This is a genomic window from Aporhodopirellula rubra (assembly GCF_014192335.1).
Classification (GTDB): Bacteria; Planctomycetota; Planctomycetia; order Pirellulales; family Pirellulaceae; genus Rhodopirellula; species Rhodopirellula rubra.
In genome coordinates this window covers 87139-106393 of record NZ_JACHXU010000026.1, presented here as the reverse complement: position 1 = coordinate 106393, position 19255 = coordinate 87139, and the positions used below count along the sequence as shown (strand labels likewise).

At 55.6% G+C, this 19255-nt stretch carries 16 protein-coding genes; 4 read left to right on the top strand and 12 right to left on the bottom strand.

The genetic code is table 11. The features are described from left to right. Nucleotides 1–18 precede the first annotated feature (18 nt). From FHS27_RS25975 to FHS27_RS25960, 4 genes are all read right to left on the bottom strand, one after another. Nucleotides 19–816 carry an inositol monophosphatase family protein gene (locus tag FHS27_RS25975; protein ID WP_009094546.1) on the bottom strand — a complete coding sequence of 266 codons (798 nt, stop codon included), beginning with the start codon at nucleotides 814–816 and terminating at the stop codon, nucleotides 19–21. A gap of 4 nt (nucleotides 817–820) precedes the next feature. After that, a complete protein-coding gene (locus FHS27_RS25970; protein WP_009094545.1) occupies nucleotides 821–1942 on the bottom strand; it encodes a serine/threonine-protein kinase in 1122 nt (373 codons plus the stop codon). Between the two features lie 203 nt (nucleotides 1943–2145). Next, complete coding sequence (locus FHS27_RS25965; RefSeq protein WP_184308605.1) at nucleotides 2146–3171, bottom strand: RluA family pseudouridine synthase; 1026 nt, start codon at nucleotides 3169–3171, stop codon at nucleotides 2146–2148. 41 nt (nucleotides 3172–3212) lie between these two features. Next, nucleotides 3213–4199 (bottom strand): tetratricopeptide repeat protein, encoded by a 987-nt coding sequence (locus FHS27_RS25960; RefSeq protein ID WP_184308553.1) that lies wholly within the window; start codon nucleotides 4197–4199, stop codon nucleotides 3213–3215. A 298-nt stretch (nucleotides 4200–4497) separates the two neighbouring features. Here FHS27_RS25960 and FHS27_RS25955 point away from each other — a divergent pair, with 298 nt between their 5' ends. The 3 genes from FHS27_RS25955 to FHS27_RS25945 all read left to right on the top strand — a co-directional run bounded on the left by FHS27_RS25955 (nucleotide 4498) and on the right by FHS27_RS25945 (nucleotide 6240). Next, complete coding sequence (locus tag FHS27_RS25955; RefSeq protein ID WP_009094542.1) at nucleotides 4498–4647, top strand: hypothetical protein; 150 nt, start codon at nucleotides 4498–4500, stop codon at nucleotides 4645–4647. Between the two features lie 11 nt (nucleotides 4648–4658). Continuing rightward, nucleotides 4659–5129 (top strand): response regulator, encoded by a 471-nt coding sequence (locus tag FHS27_RS25950; RefSeq protein WP_184308551.1) that lies wholly within the window; start codon nucleotides 4659–4661, stop codon nucleotides 5127–5129. Nucleotides 5130–5463: 334 nt separating this feature from the next. Beyond that, a complete protein-coding gene (locus FHS27_RS25945; RefSeq protein WP_009094539.1) occupies nucleotides 5464–6240 on the top strand; it encodes an NRDE family protein in 777 nt (258 codons plus the stop codon). A gap of 182 nt (nucleotides 6241–6422) precedes the next feature. Here FHS27_RS25945 and FHS27_RS25940 read toward each other — a convergent pair whose 3' ends face one another. From FHS27_RS25940 to pheA, 8 genes are all read right to left on the bottom strand, one after another. Beyond that, nucleotides 6423–7853 carry an oxidoreductase gene (locus FHS27_RS25940; RefSeq protein WP_184308549.1) on the bottom strand — a complete coding sequence of 477 codons (1431 nt, stop codon included), beginning with the start codon at nucleotides 7851–7853 and terminating at the stop codon, nucleotides 6423–6425. A 169-nt stretch (nucleotides 7854–8022) separates the two neighbouring features. Next, a complete protein-coding gene (gene hemG, locus FHS27_RS25935; protein WP_184308547.1) occupies nucleotides 8023–9477 on the bottom strand; it encodes a protoporphyrinogen oxidase in 1455 nt (484 codons plus the stop codon). Next, nucleotides 9462–10667, bottom strand: a complete 1206-nt coding sequence (locus FHS27_RS25930) for a TIGR04053 family radical SAM/SPASM domain-containing protein (protein ID WP_184308603.1) — start codon at nucleotides 10665–10667, stop codon at nucleotides 9462–9464. The genes hemG and FHS27_RS25930 overlap by 16 nt, the downstream gene beginning before the upstream one ends. Before the next feature lie 223 nt (nucleotides 10668–10890). Then, nucleotides 10891–12231 carry a hypothetical protein gene (locus tag FHS27_RS25925; RefSeq protein WP_221225397.1) on the bottom strand — a complete coding sequence of 447 codons (1341 nt, stop codon included), beginning with the start codon at nucleotides 12229–12231 and terminating at the stop codon, nucleotides 10891–10893. 15 nt (nucleotides 12232–12246) lie between these two features. Next, complete coding sequence (locus FHS27_RS25920; RefSeq protein ID WP_184308543.1) at nucleotides 12247–13362, bottom strand: DegT/DnrJ/EryC1/StrS family aminotransferase; 1116 nt, start codon at nucleotides 13360–13362, stop codon at nucleotides 12247–12249. Between the two features lie 61 nt (nucleotides 13363–13423). Further along, complete coding sequence (lpdA, locus tag FHS27_RS25915) at nucleotides 13424–14863, bottom strand: dihydrolipoyl dehydrogenase (protein WP_184308541.1); 1440 nt, start codon at nucleotides 14861–14863, stop codon at nucleotides 13424–13426. Between the two features lie 24 nt (nucleotides 14864–14887). Further along, a complete protein-coding gene (gene rpsD / locus FHS27_RS25910) occupies nucleotides 14888–15496 on the bottom strand; it encodes a 30S ribosomal protein S4 (RefSeq protein ID WP_173405294.1) in 609 nt (202 codons plus the stop codon). Between the two features lie 177 nt (nucleotides 15497–15673). Then, nucleotides 15674–16720, bottom strand: coding sequence for a prephenate dehydratase (gene pheA / locus FHS27_RS25905; RefSeq protein ID WP_184308539.1), 1047 nt, complete (start codon nucleotides 16718–16720; stop codon nucleotides 15674–15676). A gap of 516 nt (nucleotides 16721–17236) precedes the next feature. Between pheA and dnaK the strand changes: the two genes are divergently transcribed. Further along, nucleotides 17237–19168, top strand: coding sequence for a molecular chaperone DnaK (gene dnaK, locus FHS27_RS25900; RefSeq protein WP_184308537.1), 1932 nt, complete (start codon nucleotides 17237–17239; stop codon nucleotides 19166–19168). The last annotated feature ends 87 nt before the right edge of the window (nucleotides 19169–19255 follow it).

The window sequence follows — 19255 nt, the reverse complement described above, 5'->3', positions numbered from 1 at the left end:
GTCGACACACACACCCAGCTATGCGGTGAGCTGCTCGATCAAAGCGGCGTGCAGTTGGGGCGTCGCGGCGACACAAAACTTGGGTGACCAATCGTCAAACTCGTGACCATCATAGCCACTGAGGGTCGCCCCCGCCTCGCGCGCGATCACGGTCCCGGCCGCCGAATCCCATGCGGCCACATTAGTGGCCCAGTATGCGTCCAAACGGCCGTCCGCCACATAACACATGTTCAGCGCACACGACCCGAGACGTCGCAATGACCGGCATCGTTCGAGCACTCGAACAAACCTACCCACCTCCGGCGAATCCGACGTGACACCGGCGCGGAAGCTACACGCAACCAAACTTTCGTTGAGATCAACGGCATCACTCGACTTCATCGGCCGATCGTTACACATCGCGCCTTGGCCATCGATTGCGGTAAACCATTCGTCACGGGTCGGATCATAGATCACGCCGAGACGCATTTTTCCTTTTGCATAGAGCGCGATCGAAACCGCGAAACTCTGCAAGCGATGCACATAGTTGACGGTGCCATCGAGCGGATCGACCACCCAACACGGCGGTGCATCCTCGGCGCCTTCGCGAACCGACGGGAGCGGTTCCGTTTCGCCCTCCTCTTCGCCGACAAAGGCGTAGTCGGGATAACTCGCCTCAAGGATTTTTCGGATCGCGGCTTGGGCGGCTAAGTCGGCGTCAGTAACAAGATCCTTGGGACCTTTTTCACTGACCACCCGGTTTTCATAACGGGCCATCAATTCTCGCGCGCCCGCACGGGCAGCTTCGACGGCGACGTGCAGGTGTTCGTTATCCATGAAATCAGTCGTTCTCAAGATGTCGCAGCTCTTCGAGCCAATGACGAATGTCATTGTCGTACTCCGTCGACATGTTACTGAGAGTCAACTGACGATGGAACGCCGCCGCACCACCTTGTTCCACATGTTCGGCTTCTTCGGCACTGACAAATCGTCGCGTCGGGTCCGGCGCGATCAAACCGCGAAGAAAATTCATCAACAATTGATTCCGCAAAACCTCTTCAGGCAGGATTTTGTCGAGGTTCTTCGGCAACTCCCATTTGGCTTTCAAAAAGTCCGCCAAACTGGTCAGGCCCGAACAGGGGTTCACACCCGCGAGCAACTCGATCAACACGTAACCGAGACTCGCCAAGTCGCTGCGAGGCGTTGCCGGACGGTTCTCGAGCACTTCGGGTGCAGCATAGATCGGCGTGCATTCGCGATCACTCGGCGGATTGCGGTAGTCAATTGACGATCCCATATCGATCAACTTCGCGTGCCCACTGCGTTTGAGCATGATGTTCGCGGGTTTGACGTCCCCGTGGACGATCCCCTCACGGTGCAACGCGGCCAAGGCGGCGAGACACTCTCGCACGATCGCCACGGCAACACCGGCTTTGAAGCGTGACTGCTCCACACCCTCGGTCATGATCACATCGTTGATATATCGCCATCGCTTTGGATGGACATAGTCCCGCAACAACTCGAGGCACTGCGGCATGACCAATTGCCGCAAATCGTAGCCGTCGATCCACTCCATCAACATCACGCGGATGCGATCCCGCTCGAAAAAGTTCTGCACGTCGAGCAAGTTGTCATGCTGGATCATTGCCACACGGGCTGCGATCGATGCCACACGCTGCATCGCTTCATCGTACGCTCGGGCGTCTTTAAAACGCTCCGGCGAAAAGATTTTCATCGCGACCGGAACGGTGAAACTGTCCGTGCCGCGATATTCGGTCAGATAGACCTCGCCCTGACCGCCACGACCGAGCATCCGCAACAAACGATAATGCCCAGTCCAGGAGACCTTGCGGTCGCGGGTGAGCTCATCGTAGCGGTTAACGAGCTTCGGGTCGCTCGTTTGAGATTGAGCACCGAGGTAGGTGATCGTTGGAGTTGGTTCGTAACGCGTAGTCGCTGGCATGGCTAATGGCCGATTGTGGCGGCTTCCCTGACACCTTGATTCGATATGCAACCGGTTGCAGGCTCTCCGAGGAGCGGAACAGGCGGCATATTGCGGGGAGATGATCATAATCATTAAACGCGTGCTTCCGGATCATAATCCGCAATCACTCCCCAACACAGCGAGCAGTATAGTCACACCAACCGTGTAAGACGAACCAACGTTCACGTAAGCAAATTGATCACTCGCCCCATATCGGCGGGTAAGGGTGCCGTAAACGTCATTTCCTTCTGCGTCTGAGGATTCACCAGCGTCAACTGGTGTGCATGGAGGGCCTGACGATCCAATATCACTTCATCACACCCCCCATCCAAGGAGTCTTCCTCCGACGCCACGAGCGTTTCGCCCGAGGCTCTTGCCAAGCCCGCCCGAGTCAGAACCGAATGGCCAGCATAGAGCCGGTCACACAAAATGGGGCAGCCGATGTGTGCCAGGTGCACGCGAATTTGGTGCGTCCGACCGGTCTTCGGGGAGACCTTCACTTGAGTCACTCGCCCGTGCCGGCTGATCACCTCATAGAACGTCGAAGCAGGTTTGCTCGTCTCGTGATTCTCGCGAATCGCCTGTTTGTCGCGCTGATACGGATGACGTCCGATGGGCGCGTTGATCCAATCCCGGTCCCGATCCAGTCGCCCCGCCGTTAAAGCGAGGTAAGTTTTTTGCACCTTGCGATCGTGCCACTGAGCAGACAAATGCAGGTGAACCGCGTTGTTCTTCGCGACCACAATGACGCCACTGGTGTCTCGGTCGAGACGGTGGACAATCCCGGGCCGCGTAGGGCCACCGACGTCAGACAACGACTGAAAACGAAACGCCAACGCGCTGGTCAGGGTTCCCGTCCAATTCCCGCGAGCCGGGTGAACGACCATTCCTGCTGGTTTGTTGATGACGACCATTCCGTCGTCTTCATAGAGAATGTCTAGCGGAATGTTCTCAGGAACTGTGTCGTCACTGACGACCACCGGCAATCGAAAACGAACATTCTGCCCGGCGCGAACCTTGAAGCTCGGGCGAACCACCCGGCCATCGATCTCAGCACCATCGTTCTGCACGGCGAGCCGGATTTGCGACCGGCTGTAACCGTCGCAAACCTGAGTCAAAAACAAATCGATCCGAATACCATCCGCGGTTTCCGGAACGACGAACGAGCGAACGGCCTCGCCGGTGTCTTCGAGCGGATTACTCGGCAAATGACCGTGCTGCCGAGCATCGCCATCGTCGGGTGTCGCGTTCAAGAATTTGACGGAGCGGGCGATTCATCACCCGCACCGCTTTCTTCACCGCTAGAAGGTTCGGGGGCTGATTCTTCAGTGGTCTCCGGCGATGGAGTCTCGGTTTCCGAAGACGCGCTATCCTCCGCGGGAGTCTCTTCCGCTGGCGTATCCTCTGCCGAAGCTGAGGCTTCTGTTTCCGCAGCCTCTTCGTTCATTTCCGCGGCTGGCTCCTCGGTCACGGTCTCTTCAGTCATCGTTTCCTCGGAATCGGCGTCCTCTACGGTGACTTCTTCCTCATCCATGTCAGCTTCGATTTCGGGGAACTCGAGGTCTGGCAAGTCCGGCAACATTTGGTCAGACGGCAGCGACGGTGGCAAGCTCGGGTCTGCGGGCGAGAAGTCTTGCTCACCGAACCAAGCCAAAAACTCACCAGCGGCAGGATTCGAGAGAATTTCGATCCGATTCTTAGCTTCCGTCACCATCGCATCCGATTCGCCCGCCGCCATGACAGCTTCGTAGCTGGCGATCGCCTCGTCGGTGTTACCGAGCGATTCGGCGATTCGAGCGAGCCCAAAATTGGCACGAGAGAGGATCAGCGTATCTTTGCTCAACGAAATCGCTTCCTTGTAAGCCGTAGCGGCTTCGCCGAGCAGTTCTTCCGCCTCATCGCGGCTGTTGAAGAGGGCGTTCATGCCAGCACCCATCTTCTGACTGCCTTGATACAAACGTGACCAAGCCGCCATCGGTGTGTTCGGATAGCTCGCCGCTACCGCCGCCAAGATTTCGCTGTCGCCTCGAATCGACCCTTCGATCAATTGGTACGTCGCGTCACTGCGTTTTTCGGATTGAGTGCTGGAATAGAATCCCCACCCGAGCAAGCCGATGAACCCAGCAGCGACGGCGGCAGCGATCGGTTTGGAATACGGATCGATCTTTTTGTTGATCTTATCGAGGGCGCTAGCTAGCTCGTTCTCCTGGAGTTCATGGCGTCGCTCGCTATTCATGGGTGATCGGTCCAAAGCCGTTAGGGGAAAATTCCGTTAAATCGGCGCGCGCACGACGCCGTGAGTGGTGCGGGAGTATAGAAACGTCGCGAAGTAAGCGTCAAGGCAATCATGACGGTCACGCCGATTTGTCGCGTTGCGCACGATCTGAGGCCTCGGGAGCAGACAGACCTTAAATTCACGCCCGTTACAACGGGGGCACGCTCAGTATGTGCGGCAATTTGTGATGTAGGTTTCCTGTAAGCCGATTCGTTCGATCCACTCTACACGTTCGCCAAAGCGACACGCGGGCAATCTCATGTCTCAATCTCCCACGACTCGTAACAACGACCGCAAGGATCACTTTCCTGACGGCACGATGATGACCGAGATCGTGGTGGCTGTCGTGATTCTAGGAGTAATCACCGCGATCGCTGCCCCGCGGCTCTTTGGCGCTATCCCTTTTTGATCGAGAACTCCATGCCATATTCCAACCCGCCCTCCATCCTCGTTGCCGAAGACGACCCCGTTTTCCGTCGTTTGATGCATTTCACGATCGAGCAGGCAGGATATCGAGTTTTCACCGCTCCCGACGGCGAACAGGCATGGCAACGACTCCAAGAAGGCGATATCGACCTGCTCGTTACCGACCACCAGATGCCTCGCTGCAGCGGAATTGAACTACTTCACCGAGTTCGGGATGCCGCGTCGGAAGGACAACCTCTCATTTCCACCGCTGTCCTGTGCACGGCAAAGGGATTTGAGCTCGATTGCTCCCAACTGCAGGACGAATTTGGACTGCTCGCGGTAATGGGCAAACCTTTCAGTCCAAAACAGTTGACGCGATTGATTGATGGCCATTTTACCCCCACAATGGCGGCAAACACTGATTCCCAATCACCGATCGCACATCAGTCTTGGGGGGTGTGGAACGAGACTTCTACCCTCTAAACCACCCCTTCCGGGGATCCCAACGATCCAATCGATGTCCCCAAACGGCAAACTTCGCCACTTCTGGCAATAAAAGATCAACAAACCCCCCGCCAGGGGGTGTGGCGTCGATTCTCGCGTAGCTACATTGTGACTCACGTCAATCACACCAGGCTCTCCTTCGGGGGGTTCGACATGAGTGGTGTTTTCAGGGAATCCCGGTGCCGTTTTCGGATCCGCCCTGATCGCGAGTCTCACAGGCTCGCAACACCAATCCGAACGGATCTCTTGGGTGGGAGTGATTGCGTGCGTGAGACTGGAAATCACTGATCTTTGAAAGTTGGATGTCTCCCTGATGTGCTTGCTAGCTGTTCAGTATCGTTTGGTCCCCGAAAGTCCCATTCTTGTCGCGGCCAACCGCGAGGAGTACGTCGATCGACCGAGTCAAACTCCGTCGATTCAATCGGGTAAACCTCGCGTACTTTGTGGAATCGATCAAAAGGCCGGTGGCACTTGGTTGGGTGTGAATCAAAACGGGCTGTTTGTCGGCTTGACGAATCGAGCCACGGCAACGCCTCTCTTCGGCCAACGTTCACGTGGCCAACTCGCGATGGACCTCCTGCGATGCACTTCTTCGCGGCGAGCACTCGAAAAGGCTCAAACCGAATTCGCGAAAAATCGCTACGAAGGTTGCAATATTATCATCGCTGACGCGAAAGCGGGATACGCCATCCACGCCGACGAACGCCAGGAAGTCGTGGAGTTGCAAGAGGGTCTGAACATCATCGGTGCTCGGAACCTCAACGACCCCGACGATCCACGCGTCCAACTTGCCCGTCGTTTGCTGACACTCCAGACGCTCGACTCGCCGGTCAAGTTCCTGGCCGTCGCCAGCAAAGTCTTCGCCCGTGCACCAGTCGGTCCGGGACGCCCGAGCATGGTCGTTCGCAACGGCGACTACGCAACGGTATGCAGCACTCTGATTGCACTCGGTGTCAAGCCTCGCGATGCAATCTACCAGTTCAGCAACGGTGCACCCGACCGTAACAAGTACGAAGACTACTCGCCAATGCTACGAGACATCCTCAGCCGTGGCTTGCGGGAAGCTCGCACCAAAGCGAAGGTCTCGTAACAAGACCTGGCCTTACCGACGGAACGTCAAAACTCCGTCGAATCAAGACAACGCGAAGCGGTGAGAACCCTTCGCGTCCCGACTGCACCACTTTTGCTGACTAGCCAAAACGCTTTACTGCCCCCTTTGTCTTTCGACCGGGCAGAATGCGAAAACGTATCGACATCGCTTGGCCACGATGATCACTTCTGCAGCCGCGCTTTTGCCGCCTTGAGCAAGTCTCGCTCTTCACGTTTCTTGTAAAACGGATCGAGCGGATAGCAGCCACTCACAATGCCTTCTCGCGGCGCCGTCGTGCAATCACTAAACGTGCGACACACCTTCTTTCGCTGCCAATCCCGCCCACCAATCACGTCGGCAGGTAACTCGGGATACGACAACACCATCCGCCCCAATCCGATCGAATCAGCCATTCCGCGCGCAACCACCGCTTGCCCCACGTTCGGCAGATAGTCTTGCAAGTAGGTGTACCCGGATCCGATGAATATCATCTCCGGATGCTGCTTCTTGAGCTGCTCAACAGCAGCGACTTGACGCGACACGCCAACCAATGGATCCTCCGGAGGCTGATACCCGTCGCTCGGCGGAAAGAATGCGGGGCGCTGGATATGTGGGTTGTAGTACGGACTGCCAGCGGTTGTGCAGACCATCCGAATCCCGATCTCCTGCATCAACTCGATCAACCGCGACGGCTCAGCAAGGTCCATGCCGTCGCCGGTTGAGTTGCCTCCGAATGTCTTCCGGGGCTCACTACCGGGCTCCGCGATTCCAATGCGATCTTCACCTGGACAGTAAGGAACGAAATCGAACACGCTCAGTCGAACACCGATGTTCATCTCGTTGGTAGCGGCCTTAATCCCTGCAACGATATCCCTCAAGAATCTCGTTCGGTTTTCAAAACTCCCGCCGAACCGCCCCGGTCGATCCACTCCCGCGAGTAGTTCATGGCCGAGGTACCCGTGACAATGCTTGACGTCAACAAACGTGAACCCGGCCCGCTCCGCCAAAACCGCAGCGGCGATGAAATCGTCAATCAATCGGCTCAATTCATCGTCCGTCAATATCGCGGAGTCATCCTCCACTCCGACGCGACGGTCGAGTACCACATTTCGCTGAACCACTCGTGGTTCCGGACGCTTCTTATCGTTCGGTCGCGCGTATCTCCCTGAATGCGTTAGCTGCAACCCGATCATCAGATCGCTGCTATCATCGAAGTGCTCTTCATGAGTGCTAACGAGTTCCTCGCGCAACGAAGCAATCTCGCCGCAGTTGCCTTCGTTGATCATCAACTGATTCGGATTCGCCCGGCCGTCGCGACGCACCGCAACCGCCTCTCCACCCCAAATCAGTTTTGCTCCGCTGAGCCCAAAGTTCCGCCACCGGCGACGGGTCAAATCAGTGGGCTTACCATCGGACGTCCCGTCCCATCCTTCCATAGGCAAGATACAAAAGCGGTTACCGATCGTTCGACCATGCACCTCCAACGAACGCCCCAGCGGAGATTCCGCTCCGGTTTGAACCTCCTCATCGAAGGGCAATTCAATGGACGAATCTGAAAGATGGCGACAAAACGATTCGCCGTTCTTCAAGCTGGCAACGCGCGGGTAGCTCATAGATGAGGTTCTGCAGAAGGGGAATAGCTACGTAATCAATACAGCACGAACATACCCTACTGCGTAACGCCCCTAAAGTGACCCTACCGAATTCGTCAGCAAACTGAAGCGCGTGGCCCGATGAACGCAACAACCTCTAATCGCTACCGGCGTTCTGCTCCTACTCAGCTCAACAAACACTCAGCTCATCAGACAGTGATTTCGAATCGTCAGTCGCGTCGATCGCCTCAAGAATGCGACGAGCCGCTTTCTGGCCACTATCGATACACCCCGGAACGCCAACACCGTTGAGTGCATTTCCCGCCAACGCAAGCGAGGGATAGTTCTGCAATCGCTCATCAATGCGTTCAACGCGAGCACGGTGCCCCACGTGATACTGCGGCATCGCGTGTGTCTGACGCGTGATGTGCTGCATCAGAGGCTCACCAGAGACATCGAGCAACTTCGCAACTTCCCAGCGAGCCAACTCGAGCAATTCCTTATCAGGCAATCGCAGCAAACCACCCTGGCAGGCACCGCCAATAAAGACTCGCATCAAGACGGTCCCTTCCGGCGCGCGACCTTCGTATTTCTCACTCGAGAAGCTACACGACAAGATTAAGTGATCTTCGATTTGAGGAACAACAAAACCGAACGAACCGAGAGGATGTCCAATCTGATCTCGTCGAAATGCGAGCGACACAACCGCACAACTCGCGTATTCGATCCCGCCGAGATCCTCTGCAATCGCCGCATCAACATGGGTCAACATGCTCGAGGCGTGACCGGCAGGCGCCGCAACAATAACGGCATCGGCATCAACTGATCCGACCGAAGGATCTTTCATCCGGAGACGCCATCTCTGGCCGCGACGGTGAATGGATCCGATCGCAGCGTTGAGGTGCACCGAACCTTCCGGCAAACTGTCATGCAAAGCGTTGATCAACTTGGACATGCCTCCACGCAGCGACATGAACTGACTGTATCGTGCACCGCCCGCTTTCTCCGCACGCTTACCACTCGCCTTACGTCCAGCCAACATGCCACGGATCAAACTGCCGTGTTCGCGCTCCATCTCGAGGAATCGCGGCATCGTCGCCGCCACACTCAAGCGATTCGGGTCGGCGGTATAAATCCCTCCGACGAGCGGCTGAACGAGACGCTCAAACAACTCTTTGCCAAATCGACGACACACAAACGATTTAAGTGATTCGTCCTCAGTAACCTTCTTGCGCGGCACGAAGACTTCCAATCCCGATCGAAGCTTGCCCCAGGGACTCAAAATCCGCGTCGACAACAAAGGCCAAATACGAGAAGGCGCCATCACCATAAAACCTGATGGAATCGGCTCGAGACGGCCGTTTGACAATACATCCGCACCACGCCCGTCTGGGTTGGTGCCGATCAAATCATCGGCTAGACCGAGGTCCTCGCACAATTCAATCCCTCCCGGAATGGAAGTAATGAAATTATCAGCGGCACCTTCAATCAGAAAACCATCTTTACGAACGGTTTGAATGACTCCGCCGACACGCGGGCCAGCCTCGTAGAGCTGCACATCCAATGTCGGATCTTGTTTGATAAGTTGATGTGCTGCGGCTAGACCGGATACACCGCCACCGACGATAGCTACACGACGTCGCATTTCTGTGCTCCTTGGACGGGTTTGGGGATGTAACTGCAATCTGGCTCGGCGGAAAACATGTTGCCCGTTACCGCGTAAGCACGCGCTCGCGAACCACCACAAACTTGACGAAATTCACACTGACCGCACTTGCCTTCGAGCCGCTCGGAATCTCGTAACGCGCGAAACACCGACGACTTTTGATAGATGTCAACGACGTTCTGCGCGGGGAATGTGCCGCATACCACAGGCAAGAAACCAGCCGGATAAACCACACCAGTGTGACTGACAAACATCACGCCTTTCCCGTCATTTATCCCCGCCGTGATGAACGGTGGAGGAGCGGGTGCCTTCTTGTCGACCGTTGCTGAATCGACGGCATCACGCCGATGCTGGATCATGTAGCGACGATAGTGCATCGCCTCGGTTGTCTTCACCAAGTACGGTTGCTTGCGAGACTGAGCAAACAAGCGCGCGAACGTGGCTTCGCACTCATCCGCATTAAGCCTCGACGATTCCTCAGCGCGACCAACTGGAATCAGGAAGAAAGACGACCACATCGCGATGCTATACTTCGCGAACAAGTCTCCCATCGCTTCGATCTGATGCACATTATTCGGCATGATCGTGGTATTCACTTGCGTCGGCACGCCGAGCTCTTTCGCGTCTTGGAGAATCTCCAAACAGCGGGCAAAGCTGCCCACGACTCCACGATGCCGGTCATGGGTTTCTGCATCCGCCCCGTCCACGCTCACTGCGATTCGCGATATCCCCGCATCGCGCAACCGGGCAATCGCTTCACGAGTCACCAAAGGCGTCGACGAAGGCGTGATCGAAACGGCCAAGCCTCGATCAACTGCATACTCGACCAACTCGAACAAGTCAGCTCGCTTGAAGGGGTCACCACCGGTAAGAACCAACATCGGCGGATCAGGGAACCGCGTGAGCTGATCGATCATCTGCTTCGATTCCGCAGTCTTCAACTCCGCCGGATCTCGCTTCGGCTGAGCACATGCCCGGCAGTGGAGACACACCAAATCGCACGCCCGTGTCAACTCGTAGAACACCAACATGGGGCTGTGGTCGAACGACTTTCGCGTCCGACGCGCCATTGCAGTCGCACCGCCCGGCGCTGAGGCACCTTGTGCTGCCAATCGATTGGCCCCCGCAGGAGGAACGCCAAAAGTGTCACGGTTGGCGGAAGTGATCATATCCATTCACCAGCAGTATCAACGATTCGTTTGAAACTCAGGCGGCGGACAACAGGCTCGAGGATTTGCGATCACGGGGCACGGTAATCCACCGCCGACCACACGATTGTATCGAAACATGCACTGCCGAGTATAGAATATTTCCCGCCAAAACCACCGTGTCAGATTGTCACGCCCGGCACAACAAGGACGCAACTTCACTGATCTCGCACACTTAACGAAACTACCTTCCCAAGAAATCCAACAACGCATCAAAGTGCTTTTCGAACTCGTAGCAACTTTGATATGTCTCCAACGCGTTCACCTGGTAAGTATCTCGATCTGACAAAATCGCACGAACCGCGTCTTCGATTTCCCCTACACGGTCGACCCCAATACCGCATCCACGATCTTCCAACACACGAGCGATACTCGGATTGTCCACGCTAATCACGGGAACTCCGCAACGAAGATAATGTGCAAGTTTCCCTGAGGCGCCGGCGAGCAACTGAAAATTTGGCCCCAGCGAGCTGTCATAAATCACCACACCGACATCGGCCGAGGCCATCAATCCATCCAGTTCGTCATAGGCCACTGGTTGCGTCGAGATCAACACCTGCCCATGTCCGCTCTCAACGATGTCACGATAATAGTGCGTTTGCAAATTAATCGGCGTATGGCTGTGAAAAATCAATCGACAATCACTCGGCCATGTCGCAGCTGCGGCAGCCAAATCGCTCGATCTCATTCCTTCGCAAATCGATCCAGCATGGAGAATCACACAAGCGGATTTCTCCAGATCGAACTGCCGATGAAATCGATCACGGCAAACGTCTGGACTCACTTCACCACGAGGTGAATTAGGGATGAAAATCACTGGGCATTTCCATGCACGGTTTTCATCACACAACGCTCGCTGGCGTTCGCCATCCTGAATGACAAGCAAATCAGCCGACTGGTGATAGAGTCTCTCAAGACGCTTGCTTCGTCGCCTCGCAGGCGACCAGAAATCATGCAAAAACATGATCTCAAGAGACCAAAAAACTAAGACCGCCTTCTTCTCTTTTGCCAGTTCGTACCCTGCTGCCAAACCAAGCGTATCCACACCAATCACTGCATCATATTGCCTATCGACTGCTGCTGCTTTCACATCACGCACAAAATCAGATCGAGCGTTCCACGTAGCAGGATGCAAAGCATCAAGGATCAGATCCTTCTGGCTTCGAGCTGCCTCCATTCGCTGCACAAGCCACGCTGGTAATGCATCACGCAAACGAGATTTCCACGTCACCGACGGTTTCGGCACTCCCGTATCGACACCATATTCAATCGCCCCTCTTCCGCACTCGGTGTCCGACTCTTCTTGCTGCTCTGCACCGTCGCTAGCACCAATCCCAACGTGCACAACCTCGACATGGGTTCCGAGTTCTGGAGGCTGAGCGAATTCATCAGAGGAATCTCGCATCAACACGTCGACGGCCCAACCATTTTCATCAAACAGCCTCGCCGCGTTGATGAGGCTGGGAGCACAGCCAAGGTAGGTCTCGAAGAAAACAATCGCGACTCGCTTGCGTGGGCGGTTCATTGCCATGATGGTTCGCTAAACCGACACCATGATGTCATGAACTGCTTCGGCGACGAGATCGATTTCCTCATCGCTCAACCCCAATCCTGATGGAATGTATAACCCGCGTTCGGCGAGCTTCTCTGCGACCGGATAAGTCTCGCTTTGAAACAAACCTTGCTTTTTGAAGACCGGCTGTTGATGCATTGGGAAAAAGAACGGCCGCGTACCGATTTTTTGCTCGGCAAGTCGAGTCATGATGTCGGCAGGCGAAAGTGAACAATCGTCTTTCACTAAGACACCAAACACCCAAAAAATGCTCTTCGCATGTTCAGCTTCAACCGGCGGTAACACCAAGCCAGGAGTGCGTGAGAGCCGCTCCAAATAGCGTTCTCCGATCTGGTGTTTACGAAGAACGTGCGCATCCAATTTTTCGAGCTGCGCCAGGCCCACCGCGGCCTGCATATTTGTCATTCGATAATTCCAACCAAGCTCCTCATGCACGAAACGCCGCTGTGGCTGAAAACACAAATTCCGATATCCACGGCATTTTTCTGCGATCGTCTCATCATCCGTTACCACCATTCCGCCTTCCCCGCAGGTGATATGCTTGTTGGGGTAGAAACTGAACGTGCTGATCAACCCAAAGCTGCCGCACGGCCTATCATGAACAAACTGCCCATGCATCTCAGCCGCATCTTCGATGACGATTAGATTGTGGCGACTTGCAATCTCCAGAACCTTAGTCATATCGACGGGCAAACCATAAATGTGCACGACAAGAATGGCTTTTGTCGCCGGCGTGATCCGGCTCTCGATTTGCGCAACATCCATGTTCCACGTGTCGAGCGAACTATCAACGAGCACGGGTGTTGCCCCAGCACGAACCACCGAGGCGGCGGGCGAGATAATCGTGAAAGCAGGCATCACAACCTCGTCGCCGGGTCCAATACCAGCAGCGGCAACCGCGATGTCCAATGCCCCCGATCCGTTCGCACATGCGATCGCATGTTGCCGGCTGACCGCAGCCGCGAATTGATCTTCAAAACGCTTAACGAAGGGCCCCTCGCTACTGATCCACCCCGTCTCGATGCATTCCACCAAGTACGCTTGTTCATTCCCATCGAGCAAAGGCGTGTTGACGGGAATCATGAGAAACCACCTTGCGATGAGAGGCCAATAACGACGCCAATGCAGCCAGCCGATCGCAAGCTTACGCTGAGGCGGCTTTCTTCTTTGGTTTGAAGATTTCGGTGGCGGTACCGAAGTAGACTTCGCCGGCATTCATCAGCGTTTCGCTGAGTGTTGGGTGAGGGTGCACAGACTCGGTGATGTCGGTCACTTCGCAACCCATTTCGATTGCCAGAACAGCCTCGGCGATCAACTCACCCGCACCGGTTCCAACGATACCACAACCAACAACGCGATTGGTCTCAGGATCGATCAACCATTTAGTCAGACCGTTGGTCAGGTTGAGTGCTTGAGCACGTCCGCTCGCAGCCCAAGGATAAACCTCAACGGTGACCTTACGGCCTTCACGTTTGGCTTCCTCTTCCGTGATACCTGCCCAAGCAATCTCGGGATCGGTAAAGACGACCGCAGGGATCGCGATTTTGTCAAACTCAACCTTCTTACCGGCGATGACTTCCGCAGCCACGCGGCCCTCGTGCGTTGCCTTGTGGGCGAGCATCGGATCACCCGCGACGTCACCGATCGCAAAGATATTCGGATCGGCAGTACGCTGCTGCAAATCACAAACAACGAAACCACGGTCGTCCACCACGACTTTCGTGTTTTCCAAACCGAGCCCGCGAGTCACCGGACGGCGTCCGACACTGACGAGAACACGATCGAAACGCTCATGCCCAAATTTATTGGGACCTTCGAAGGTGACTTCGATCTGATCGTCAACTTCGCAGACCGATCCGACCTTCGTGTTCAGGAAGACACGTCCTTCGCACATCGCATCGACGCGTTTGGCGAGGGGTTTGACCAAGTCACGGTCGGCACCGGGCAGCAAGCCTTCGGCCAACTCAACCACGCTTACTTTCGAACCGAGGTTCGCGTACACGGTTCCCATTTCGAGACCGATGTATCCGCCACCGATCACCAGCAACGTCTCCGGGATATCCTTCAAATTCAAGGCCCCCGTGCTGTCCATCACACGGTCGCTGCCGATGTTGAAACTCGGCGGCATCGCAGGAACGCTGCCTGTCGCCAAGATGCAATGGTCAAACGTGATCGTGCCACCCTCAGGAATCGACTCATGGTCGCCTTCGAGCTTGATCTCGTTCGAGCTAATGAACGAACCGCGAGCCTGGATGATTTTCACACCGCGACGCTTGGCAAGGTTTCCCAAACCACTCGTCAGATTGGTGATCACTTTTTCTTTCCGAGCCCGCACCGTATCGACGTTGATTTTCGGTGCGCCCTCGTATTCGATTCCCCAATCTTCCTTCAGCTCTTCGACTTCGCTGATTACTTTCGCGACGTGCAATAACGCCTTCGAAGGAATGCAACCACGCAACAGGCACGTGCCGCCCAAACGGGGTTCGGCTTCAACGATGGTGACCTCAAGGCCTTCATCGGCCGCAAGAAACGCGGCCGCATATCCGCCGGGGCCACCACCGAGAACAACTACTGGACTGTGCATGGTCAATTCAAACGGTAGACGAGATTAACGTGACAAGAATTCGACGACGCTGTTAGCGTCGACGGGGAGGCTGATATCGACGGGTCCGGGCAGGCTCAGGACGGTCGCACGCAATCCTTCGCTGTCGAACGAAACCCAATCGAGTCCGTCTGGTGGCGAGTTAGCGATCACACCACGGTAGAGGTTCTTCAAGTTCTCACGACCGCGGACTTCGATAATATCGCCCGCACGCAGCAAATAACCAGGCTTGGTGACCTTCACGCCGTTGACGCAGAAGTGACCGTGACCGATGCCCTGACGAGCTTGTGGGCGAGTTTTGGTGAACCCGACGCGGCGAACCACGTTGTCCAACCGGCTTTCGCAAAGCAGAAGCAACAATTCACCGGTGTTGCCCGACTTACGACCCACATTATCAAAGTAACGACGAAGCTGACGTTCGCCCAAACCGTAATAGTGCTTGATCTTTTGCTTTTCCATCAACGCCAAACCGTAGTTACTCGGTCGGCGACCCCGCACGTGCATCCCCGGAGGTGTGTTGCGGCGATCGAGGGCGCGGGTGGCACCTGCGGTTTCGTAAAGCAGGGTACCTAAACGACGGTTAATACGGGCTTTCGGGCCGGTGTAACGTGCCATGTTTTCTCGTTTCAGAGGATGAAAGTGGGCGGCGAGATCCGAGAGACAGGGGCAGACGGTTCGCCCCAGACGTTCTCGCCTGAATTCGGGATTGTTTCGGAAAAAGCGAGCTCTTTCGAAAATTCGAGCGGGGATTGTGAATGGACTACCCAGAATTTTCAAGGGGAAAGACGCGTTCTAAACTTTTCTTCCCACCGGATAACTGCCCAAAACCGCCACCCGCTGCGTCTGCTGCCCCAACGTCGTCAGCATGTTCGCAACAGGAGGATCTAGTTGATGGCCCGGAAACTCCACGATGAAAAAGTACTCATTCGGCCGTCCGGGCTGCGGAAATGACTCAATCCAGGTCAAATTCAGCTCGCAATCTCTAAAAATGCCCATCACATCAGCCAACGCCCCTGGCCGATGCTCAACCTCAAATAACAGGGTCGTCTTGTCGTCTCCCGTCGCATCCGGCTGGCCAGAACCCAGCACCGCGAATCGGGTCACATTATTCCGATTATCCTCAATCGACGCCTGAACCACCTCGAGCCCATAGCGGGTTCCAGCCGCCAAACTCGCCACTGCCGCGATTCCCGGGGTCGTCGAAGCAGCTTCTGCCGCCGCCGCGGTCGAGGCCGTTTCCACTAACTCAACTCCGGGCATGTGTGCGGCCAGCCAACCACGGCACTGTGACAACGCCTGCGGTTTGCTGTGTACCTGAGTGATTTTGTCGCTCGCACTGTGCGAGAGCAGGTTGTGGTGAATCGCCAACAACAGTTCGCCGGTTATGTTCACTTCGCCATCGGCCAACTTTCCGAGCGTGTCGACGATGCGTCCATCGGTACTATTCTCGATCGGAACAATTCCATACTGACAGTCGCCACGCTCCACCGCGTCAAAAACCGCACCGATGCTCGACACCGGCGTCAACTGCATGCCGTCGCCGAAATACGCTAACCCCGCCAAATGGCTGTAACTATCGACAGGCCCCAGAAACGCAACCTGCTCGGGCCGCGCCGCTTGGTAGCACGCAGAAACAATGTGCCGCAGAATGGATTGCTGTGCCGATGAACTTAGCATCGCATCTTCGCGGTCAACAATTGCCTCCGCATCCACGAGGGCCTCTTTGAGCCCGTGTGATTCACCGTTCCGATGCAACAACTCAGCAACGAGACGCTGACGCTGATTGATCAGATCGAGAATTTTCCTGTCCAGATTCGCGAGGTCAGTCGATTCATTCATGGGTGCAGATTCCTGTTGCCGGTCAAAGGCATGTGTTGTTTTCGCATCGCCAGTTTCGCATTGAACGGCCGCTGGATCGCCGTGTTGTCTTTAAAGTGATTCAACAACCAACGCCGTTACTCCGCTACCGGTTCATCGCATCCTAGAACGACTCGAAACCGTACCGAAAGAGCCCAGGAACCTGTCAAAACTGCCGAATTGACACGCCGCCTTCTTGGCCGAACACCCCGAATTCCGACGTCTGCCAGTTTGTTCCCGTAAACTTTTCTGAAGCCGCGTTGGACGCAAAACACGCGGAAAAACACGAGGTTTTAGCTGCCGTGCCGTTTTGACGCGAGCCGAAAAACTCGCTCTGGCACAGTTCTTGCCTTTCACTGCTCACGCCAGAAAAAGTCTGACATCCTCATCAACCAGCCATCCCGGATCAATCGGGCTAGCTGAAAACGAAATAAACAATCCCCAAATCACTGACAAAAACGCCCCACTTCCGGGGCCACACCCAGCGGAGAAATCATCATGGCACAAGGCGAAAGAATCATCGGTATCGACCTCGGGACCACGAACAGTGTGGTCGCGATTATGGAAGGTAGCGAACCCAAGGTCATCCCAAACCCTGAGGGCAACCGGCTCACGCCAAGCGTTGTCGCGTTCACTGACAAAGAAGAAACGATCGTCGGCGAACCCGCCCGACGTCAAGCCGTCACCAACCCGAAACGGACCGTCTACTCGGCCAAACGTTTTATGGGTCGTCGACACAACGAAGTCGAATCGGAAGAGAAGATGGTGCCCTATGGCATCACCGGTGGTCCTGGCGACTACGTGAAAATCCAAGTCGGCGATAGCGAATACACACCGCAAGAAATCTCGGCTAAGGTTCTTCGCAAACTGAAAGAGTCCGCCGAATCTTACCTCGGTCACAAAGTCAACAAAGCCGTCATCACCGTGCCGGCCTACTTCAACGACGCACAGCGTCAAGCGACCAAGGACGCCGGCCAAATCGCCGGTCTTGAAGTCGCACGGATCATCAACGAACCAACCGCAGCGGCACTCGCTTACGGTCTCGACAAGAAGAAAGATGAGAGCATCATCGTCTTCGACCTCGGTGGTGGTACGTTCGACGTTTCCGTTCTCGAAGTTGCCGACAGTGGTGATGAAGACCAAGAAAGTCGCGTCTTCCAAGTCATCTCGACTTCGGGTGACACTCACCTCGGTGGTGACGACTTCGACGAAGCGTTGATCCACTACGTCGCCGATGAGTTCAAGAAAGAGAACGGCATCGACTTGCGCAACGACGCGATGGCGCTGCAACGGCTTCAAGAAGCCTGTGAAAAGGCTAAGAAGGAACTCAGCACGCTGCCCGAAACCGACATCAACTTGCCGTTCATCACGATGGACGCCTCAGGTCCAAAACACCTGACGATGAAGATCACGCGTGCGAAGTTCGAAGAACTGATTGACAAGCTGGTCGACCGTTGCCGTGGCCCTGTTTTGCAAGCACTCAAAGACGCCGGAATGAGCCCCAGCGATATCGACGAAATCGTTCTCGTCGGTGGTAGCACCCGGGTGCCCAAGGTTCGTCAAGCAGTGAAAGAGATCTTCGGCAAGGAGCCTCACCAAGGCGTTAACCCTGACGAAGTCGTTGCAATCGGTGCCGCAATCCAAGGCAGCGTTCTGGCCGGCGACCGGACCGACGTGCTCTTGCTCGACGTGACGCCACTGACGCTCGGTATCGAAACCGAGGGCGGTGTCATGACAGCATTGGTCGAACGTAACACCACCGTTCCTGCGGAAAAGAAAAACGTGTTCAGTACGGCTGCGGATAACCAAACCGCCGTCACCGTTCGCGTGTTCCAAGGTGAACGCAAGATGGCAAACGCCAACCGCTTGCTCGCCGAGTTCAATCTCGACGACATCCCACCGGCACCACGAGGCGTCCCGCAAATCGAAGTCAAATTCGACATCGACCAAAACGGAATCCTCAGCGTATCGGCTAAAGAACTCAAGACGGGCAAAGAAGCCCATGTTGAGATCAAGGATAGTGGTGCGTTGTCCGACGACGATATCGAACAAATGCGCAAAGACGCTGAGGCAAACGCCGAAGACGACAAGCGACAATTCGAACTCGTCGAAGCACGCAACAAAGCGAACCAGCAAGTCTATCAACTCGAGAAGTTGATGACCGAGAACGCCGACAAACTCACCGATGCCGACAAGGCACCGATGAACGCAGCAATCGAGAAAGTCAAGAAAGCCGCCGAAGGCGACGACTTGGCCGCCATGAAAGCCGCATCGGACGAACTCGACGCCGCTTCGCAAGCGTTCAGCAAAGTCCTCTATGAAAAGACGGATGCCGCTGAGAAAGCCGGTGACGGTGCCGCCGCAGGTGCTGCCGCTTCCGGTGGCGATGACGACGATGCGATCGACGCAGAATTCGAAGTCAAAGAATAGAACCTCGCCTCAACAGGCGTAAATCCCTTTTAGGCGAGTCTTGCTGTGTCACGTTTGGCACCGCAAGTGCTCGCCTTTTTTTTGAAA

Coding starts and splice junctions, on each gene's coding strand:
- FHS27_RS25955 (WP_009094542.1), top strand. CDS start 4,498: ATGTCTCAATCTCCCACGACTCGTAACAACGACCGCAAGGATCACTTT.
- rpsD (WP_173405294.1), bottom strand. CDS start 15,496: ATGGCACGTTACACCGGCCCGAAAGCCCGTATTAACCGTCGTTTAGGT.
- dnaK (WP_184308537.1), top strand. CDS start 17,237: ATGGCACAAGGCGAAAGAATCATCGGTATCGACCTCGGGACCACGAAC.
- FHS27_RS25975 (WP_009094546.1), bottom strand. CDS start 816: ATGGATAACGAACACCTGCACGTCGCCGTCGAAGCTGCCCGTGCGGGC.
- FHS27_RS25970 (WP_009094545.1), bottom strand. CDS start 1,942: ATGCCAGCGACTACGCGTTACGAACCAACTCCAACGATCACCTACCTC.
- FHS27_RS25960 (WP_184308553.1), bottom strand. CDS start 4,199: ATGAATAGCGAGCGACGCCATGAACTCCAGGAGAACGAGCTAGCTAGC.
- FHS27_RS25940 (WP_184308549.1), bottom strand. CDS start 7,853: ATGAGCTACCCGCGCGTTGCCAGCTTGAAGAACGGCGAATCGTTTTGT.
- FHS27_RS25930 (WP_184308603.1), bottom strand. CDS start 10,667: ATGATCACTTCCGCCAACCGTGACACTTTTGGCGTTCCTCCTGCGGGG.
- pheA (WP_184308539.1), bottom strand. CDS start 16,720: ATGAATGAATCGACTGACCTCGCGAATCTGGACAGGAAAATTCTCGAT.
- hemG (WP_184308547.1), bottom strand. CDS start 9,477: ATGCGACGTCGTGTAGCTATCGTCGGTGGCGGTGTATCCGGTCTAGCC.
- FHS27_RS25925 (WP_221225397.1), bottom strand. CDS start 12,231: ATGAACCGCCCACGCAAGCGAGTCGCGATTGTTTTCTTCGAGACCTAC.
- FHS27_RS25950 (WP_184308551.1), top strand. CDS start 4,659: ATGCCATATTCCAACCCGCCCTCCATCCTCGTTGCCGAAGACGACCCC.
- FHS27_RS25920 (WP_184308543.1), bottom strand. CDS start 13,362: ATGATTCCCGTCAACACGCCTTTGCTCGATGGGAATGAACAAGCGTAC.
- FHS27_RS25945 (WP_009094539.1), top strand. CDS start 5,464: ATGTGCTTGCTAGCTGTTCAGTATCGTTTGGTCCCCGAAAGTCCCATT.
- lpdA (WP_184308541.1), bottom strand. CDS start 14,863: ATGCACAGTCCAGTAGTTGTTCTCGGTGGTGGCCCCGGCGGATATGCG.